Here is a 6,153-nt window from a genome sequence, read left to right as displayed (position 1 = left end):
GGTAGATCCAGTGGATATTGAGGGAAGGAATATGCTCTTACCTGGGGAGATCTCTGGTTGTCGTGAACATCTAAGAGAAGTCAGCAGAAGTCATAGTAGCTATGAGGAACGAGCCATAAGAACTATGGAGGTCTCACAAAAGTAGTGAAGGACTGAACGTATTGTGAAGTGAAAATTCGGTAAGGAGCCTTTGAGTAGCCTTATCTTAAAAGTAGCGGAAAGATGTAGCGGTGTAAAGAGCGTTGCATTTTGCTTTACGAACCGCCGTATACGAGACCTCCCGAAAGCTTTCGGGCTACGGTGGTGTGAGAGGCGCACCGTGGGCTTATGGCTCACGGCCGTCTACTCGATTGGCATTTCGTATTATTTATTTTCATTATTCAATCAATCATTTTAGTATCTTAATTGATTAAAAATAAAATCTTAACCAATGGGTATATAAACAGAAATAATGATATTCTTAAAAACCACATTGATACTCTAAAATAATTGTATTTTAAAACTCTTCTTTCAGCAACAAATTTAAACATATTCTCAAATGCTAAATCAGAATCTTTAATATCTGAATAGCTGAATTTTTCAGCATCATCAATTTTTGTAATCCAAAAATCATTTGAATCATTGCTGTTTTTCCCCCATTTAAAATAATCAAAAAATTTCTTGAAAGGTCTTATTGTAATTATCAAAAAGACTGATGAGATGAAAAGTAATCCAATTATAATGTTACAATATAGTATCAAATCTACTTTGTTTATTAAATCATAAAACATTTGGTAACTTGTTAATAGAATACCATAAACAGCTAGAATTATTGATGCTTTAGTATCAACTATTTGAATTCTATTTTCGGTTTGGGTAATTAGAAATTTTAAATCTTCTTTCATTTTATATTTTTTCGGATATGATTGCCAACGGTTTTGGCTAGGCTTTGTGCGGGGTTGAAAATCAGCGGATTTTCGAACACGGACTAAGCCGAAGCTTTTTGTTTGGTTTTGTTTCTTTGGTTTCACAAAGCCAAATCAACAAGATTTGGCGACCTAGTAAATATACACAAAACTTTGAAGTAAGCTCAAAACCCGCATGAAGTTTAGCCGGTGTTGCACTAAACCTGCGGTAGTTTCAAGAGCAGCCAGAAAGAGGTAACTTTTTAATTCATTCTTAACCTCATATCAATACTTCCCGTACCGTATTTTCATGTCGTATTTACGTTGCCTGACACCTTAAATCAACTGGCAATGTACCAGCCCAAAGCTGTCTATGACAGTCTGTTTGAAGCCTCTTGGAAAACTATAGCATGCTTTGCTAAAGACCCAAAGCACCTAGGTGCAAAGGCAGGAATGATCGCCATTCTCCATACTTGGGGACAGACTTTGTCACTTCATCCCCATCTACATTGCATTGTACCAGGAGGTGGATTGACAAAATACCGAAAGTGGAAGACCGCAAAAAGCAAAGGCAAGTACCTGTTTCCGGTCAAGGCCATGAGCAAAGTATTCCGGGCCAAGTACGTAAAAGCACTTAAATCCAGGATCAACTCGGAGAACGAACTGATCAATGTTTTGTTCCAAAAAGAATGGGTGGTATATGCCAAACGGCCGTTCGGACATCCCAAAGCCGTGCTCGAATATCTAGGAAGATACACCCACAAAGTGGCGATATCCAATCACCGGATTCTAGGCATGGATCAAAAGCAAACTACCTTCAGTTATAAGGATTATCGTCAGGGTGCTCAGAAGCTGGAAATGAAGCTTGACAATCTGGAATTTATCAGAAGGTTTTCGATGCATATATTACCAAGAGGACTGGTTCGGATCCGGCATTTCGGGATATTGGGAAGTTCATCCAAGCTGATCACGATACCAATCATTCATCAGGAACTTGGAATTCCGATTCCAGAAAAGGAGCCCAGGATTCTGGAGACTTATAACCCTCGATACTGCCCCTGCTGCCAGAAGGAAAGCATCGTAAGCATTCAGCGACTACCCAAGCGTGGACCTCCAAAAAGTAACCTCCTCACTATAACGCATACTTTTTAAAGCCCAAAATGCTTGGGCTGGGACAGCTATGTCCTAATCATAAAAAATCCCTTCCAAAATAGAGCTGAATGGGCGTATGAATGATTGGAAATCATACTTATTAAGATAAAGGGAAGCTAACATCCCATTTTTAGAGCTTCCACCTGAATAAAAAATGCTGATAATCCTGACTCAATGCCCATAAGAACTTCTCCGGTTCTCCCGATACGGTACACTATCGGGACAGGCAGTGCAACAGCGGTTTCATTGTTCGTGCTACGCACGCAACGAAAACCTAGTTGTTGTGGTGCGTTATGTTACGCTAACTCTACTTTCAGATAATTTCGGCGACATATTTTCTTGCCATAAGCTATCTGAATAATGTATGTCTGATGTTTCGTCGGTTATACTTTTAAAATATTCCGCAACTTCAAAGACTTTGTCAATTAATTCTTTAATTGGATTATCTTCAATTCCAGTTTCATTCTGTATGGCAAGTAAACAAAAATATTCTCTTTTGTGATTCATTGATTGGTCGGAAGCAAGTATTATTGGACCAGATGATAATATATTAATAATCCAATTATTTGTAAGCCATTCTAAATCTGAAATTATTTGACTGTCTAATGCAAAAGCATATTTATCAATTATCTTTTCGAATCCGTTTTTAATTCCAGTCATTTGATGATGAGAATGATTAATCCAATTAGTACTTGGTGTTACAGGTGCTGTTTTAAGAAAATCTAAATGTTTTATACTATCATAAAATTGTTCTGTTGATAACAAAGATTTATAATCGGTATTCCATTCTTTTGGTTTAGTATCGGTGGATGCCTTATAAATTGATGCAAAAAAACTCAAGAGATTTTGTGCAGGTATTTTAAATTGTGCAAACGTGTTTTTAAGAATCTTTTTCTTTTCTCTGTCATCTTTCCTTTTTATTACTAAATCAATCAATAAGACTGTTATAAATATTCCTAATATTTCGGTTATTAGATTAAGAGAGAAATCTTCAGCTGTATCGTTATTAACTTTTAGAAACAACAAAACTAAAAGTATTAAAACTAAAGTCAAAATTAATAATGGGTATTTCAGTTCTTTCACGATTTTTGTTTTAATGCACCACAACGTTTAGTATATGAAAAGTAGGCGGTTTCGAAGGACAAAACTTTCAGTTAAGCACAGAGTTTGATACGAGCCAAAACCCTTGATTTTACTAATATATCGCCTATTTTTTATATACATTGTTGTGGTGTCGTTTTTTCTTTTTGTTTTATGGGAACTTAATATCTCCTTCTCGTTGTACTAAAGTCCAATTATCTGCTTCAATTTCTGCTGTATCTATTTGTTCAGACCAATTCCAAATTCCTAAAATTGGCGTTAGTTTTACTGTTCGTTGTCCACCGTAACCAAATGCTCCAATATCCCATAATTGCTGATTAATTGTCACGTTAGGATTTTCCTTATTCTCATAAATTATTTGTTCGTCTACCCAAGCACCAAATCCGTATGAGAACATGAGAAAGATTGTTCCGAAAAACATTCCACCCGCTATTATTGGTGTCAAAATTCCGATAGCAATATTTGTCTTTTTTGGTCTGTCTTTCTTTAAAGTCCAAACGAGAGTCAGCAAAATAGCGATTGGAAGTCCTTGTAGTATTATGTCGTAGAAAAGGTGCATATCGTGCCAATCAGCAAACTCTATTGGAATAATTTGCCCAATTGTCATTGCGTAGATTGTAATTCCAAAGAACAGCAAGGTTATCCACTTAAATATTTTTTGAATTCGTTTCATTTGGTCGTCCAAACCGATTTACTTGTCAAAAGGCTTTCAAGTCTGTCTTGAATAAATTTCGGTAGATATGTGTGCAAAGTTCCAATTGCAACTACAAACCAACCTGAAATAGATAGGATTCGGTTTGGAACGGTCTGAGTCATATCCATTCCGTCCATTCGATAAGTTACTTCTTCTACAAATCCTGGCATTAAAGAAATTGCACAAGCGACTAAACCTAAAAATCCGATTAAAATTGAAACGTAGAAATGAGTTCTCCACCAAGTATTTAGTCGGTTGTTTAGTCTGATAGGCAGTCCGACAAATCCGCATACAATTACTGTCAAAATTGAAATCAGAATGGCTAAAATTGGTTGAAACAAGGTCAGTCCAACGAAATTTGCAAATCCACCTTGATAGTCGAACATTGCAAATAGCATATACAGAATAAAAGTCGTCCCGATTGTCAGTCCGACTTGAAATAGAATTGTCGCTATTTTGATTATTCTGGTCAATTCAGTTTGTCTGTTTTAAATGCACCACAACGGTTAGTATATGAAGCTTAGCATCCCGCAGGGTGCTATGATTTCATATACAGTGTTACCACCTTTTTTTATTCTGTTACAGTTTCATTTTCCAATAGTTCCGTGTCAACTCTTGGCTTATTTAGTTTCCACAACCAATATATGCCACCTAATGGTATTCCAAAGGTCCAAGCTGAACTTAGATATCCCATATAACTAAAGCTAATACCCAATAAGATTTGAAAACTTAATAAGCTAAATGAAAGTCCATTAACAGCACTATAAGTTATTGCAGGTACGTTAAGGAAAATGACAGCAATATATTTTGACCACTTTTTCTTTAAGTCACTTTTTCTGATTTTCCTAATTATCAAAATGTTGAAAATCGGTACACAAATGGCTAATATTCCAAAAAGCCAAAATATCATCATATTTGGAATGGGTTCTTTTATGTCAAGAGTTTGGATGTAGATTATCTTATTTGAATTGTCGTCAAAAATTATTTCGAAAACTCCGAATTCCTTATCGTTCGAAAATTCAATTTGAGCTTTAGTTGTATTTGGAGCTGTGCTTTCTCCTTCTACCGTTGACCAAGTTTTATTTGCGGTCATAAACCTGTAGTCCAATTCCGTTCCGAAATTATTTACAATTATCTCCCTTAAATTGGCTAATCCTACTCTTAAAGTGTCAAGATTTGTATTTTTAAATCCATCGTGTTCGGTCGCCATTAAATTTATGCCTTTTTCATAATCTTCATCTATTAGGGCTTCTACAAATCCTTCAGTTGTGTCTTTGTAAGTAAATGCGTTGTTAATAAAATCACAGCTCGTAAAAAGTGAGACAAATAATATCAGAAGTGAAGTTTTTGTCAGTCTATTCATTTTTTCTAATTGGTGGTAACGGTTAACAATATGGCAATTGGCGACCTGCGGAGTACGTCATTATCCCCTGCTGATGTAGTTTGATGCGGTACGCAATACCAGAATTTACTACAATCCTCGCCATTTGCTATATTGTGTGTTGTGCGTTCGTTATTTTTTAGAAGTCGAATGAAATTATTTCAAATTCATCATCCACTCCTTTAAGTTCCATTGTAAACAAGTCAAGTTGGTCACTCTTAGATTTTATAATACCAAAAATAGAATAGCCGTCATTGTCTACTTTATAGTCAACAATTCTTGTTTCTCGATAATTCTTGTTTAGTCCATCATAAACCTTATCTATTATCGACTTAAAATCTTCCTTATTTTCAAATTCAATATATTCAAGACATGAGGAATAGTCTTTATTGTAAATATTTTCTACAAATTGAGACACAAATAATTCAAGATCTAAATATTTTGAAAGTTTATTTTTTAAATCTTTTAATTCATATGTATAAGTTTTCTTAGATAGAATTTCTTCGTCTTCTTCCTTTACAATATCGATTTCTATCAAGTCAAATTTCTCAGATTCATCAATTAGATTAAATATTTGGAGTGAAAAACTATTTGCAAACCCATCTTTTGAAACTCCTAAGTCAAATAGCTTACTATTTTTAAATGTATATTTTTTAGTACTATTTTCAATTTCATTAGTGCTCGCGATAAAGTGTTCAGTCACTACACATCCGCAATTCAGTGAAATCTCTCTCAATTTGCTACGAGAACATGAAAAAGTTGAAGCAATTAAAAAAAGTCCAATTATTAAATTCAATCTATTCATTTTGTCTCGATAATTTTTTGCAGTTTCTTTGGTTTTAATGACGCACAACGGTTGGTGTATGAAACGTAGCGTTTAAATATACGATAATTTTCAGATTAGCACCGAGCCAAATTTTTACATTTTGTTTTTATCTTTA

The 6,153-nt window shown here is 34.8% G+C and carries 6 protein-coding genes and 1 pseudogene; 1 reads left to right on the top strand and 6 read right to left on the bottom strand.

Features of this window, described 5'->3' with window-relative positions; all coding sequences use genetic code 11:
• Positions 1-401: 401 nt before the first annotated feature.
• A complete protein-coding gene (locus tag LV85_RS20715; RefSeq protein ID WP_146260521.1) occupies positions 402-884 on the bottom strand; it encodes a hypothetical protein in 483 nt (160 codons plus the stop codon).
• Between the two features lie 288 nt (positions 885-1,172).
• Here LV85_RS20715 and LV85_RS20710 point away from each other — a divergent pair.
• Positions 1,173-2,036, top strand: a pseudogene (locus tag LV85_RS20710) (IS91 family transposase); the annotation flags it as partial.
• A 291-nt stretch (positions 2,037-2,327) separates the two neighbouring features.
• Here the strand turns inward: LV85_RS20710 and LV85_RS20705 are convergent.
• The 5 genes from LV85_RS20705 to LV85_RS20685 form a co-directional block, all read right to left on the bottom strand.
• Positions 2,328-3,119, bottom strand: a complete 792-nt coding sequence (locus tag LV85_RS20705; protein ID WP_146260519.1) for a hypothetical protein — start codon at positions 3,117-3,119, stop codon at positions 2,328-2,330.
• Between the two features lie 169 nt (positions 3,120-3,288).
• Positions 3,289-3,810: a hypothetical protein gene (locus LV85_RS20700; RefSeq protein ID WP_111323034.1), complete on the bottom strand. Its 522-nt coding sequence runs from the start codon at positions 3,808-3,810 to the stop codon at positions 3,289-3,291.
• Positions 3,807-4,217 carry a hypothetical protein gene (locus LV85_RS20695; protein ID WP_111323032.1) on the bottom strand — a complete coding sequence of 137 codons (411 nt, stop codon included), beginning with the start codon at positions 4,215-4,217 and terminating at the stop codon, positions 3,807-3,809. The genes LV85_RS20700 and LV85_RS20695 overlap by 4 nt, the downstream gene beginning before the upstream one ends.
• A gap of 185 nt (positions 4,218-4,402) precedes the next feature.
• Complete coding sequence (locus LV85_RS20690; RefSeq protein WP_111323030.1) at positions 4,403-5,194, bottom strand: hypothetical protein; 792 nt, start codon at positions 5,192-5,194, stop codon at positions 4,403-4,405.
• 157 nt (positions 5,195-5,351) lie between these two features.
• Entirely contained in the window at positions 5,352-6,017 is a 666-nt protein-coding gene (locus LV85_RS20685) for a hypothetical protein (protein ID WP_146260518.1), read from the bottom strand.
• Positions 6,018-6,153: the final 136 nt, after the last annotated feature.

Source organism: Algoriphagus chordae (genome assembly GCF_003254055.1).
Classification (GTDB): domain Bacteria; phylum Bacteroidota; class Bacteroidia; order Cytophagales; family Cyclobacteriaceae; genus Algoriphagus; species Algoriphagus chordae.
The sequence above is the reverse complement of the archived record's forward strand: the minus strand, read 5'-3'. Positions and strand labels throughout refer to the sequence as shown.

Excerpts from the sequence above, each read along its gene's own strand:
- LV85_RS20695 (WP_111323032.1), bottom strand. The coding sequence starts at position 4,217 with ATGTTCGACTATCAAGGTGGATTTGCAAATTTCGTTGGACTGACCTTG.
- LV85_RS20685 (WP_146260518.1), bottom strand. The coding sequence starts at position 6,017 with ATGAATAGATTGAATTTAATAATTGGACTTTTTTTAATTGCTTCAACT.
- LV85_RS20700 (WP_111323034.1), bottom strand. The coding sequence starts at position 3,810 with ATGAAACGAATTCAAAAAATATTTAAGTGGATAACCTTGCTGTTCTTT.
- LV85_RS20715 (WP_146260521.1), bottom strand. The coding sequence starts at position 884 with ATGAAAGAAGATTTAAAATTTCTAATTACCCAAACCGAAAATAGAATT.
- LV85_RS20690 (WP_111323030.1), bottom strand. The coding sequence starts at position 5,194 with ATGAATAGACTGACAAAAACTTCACTTCTGATATTATTTGTCTCACTT.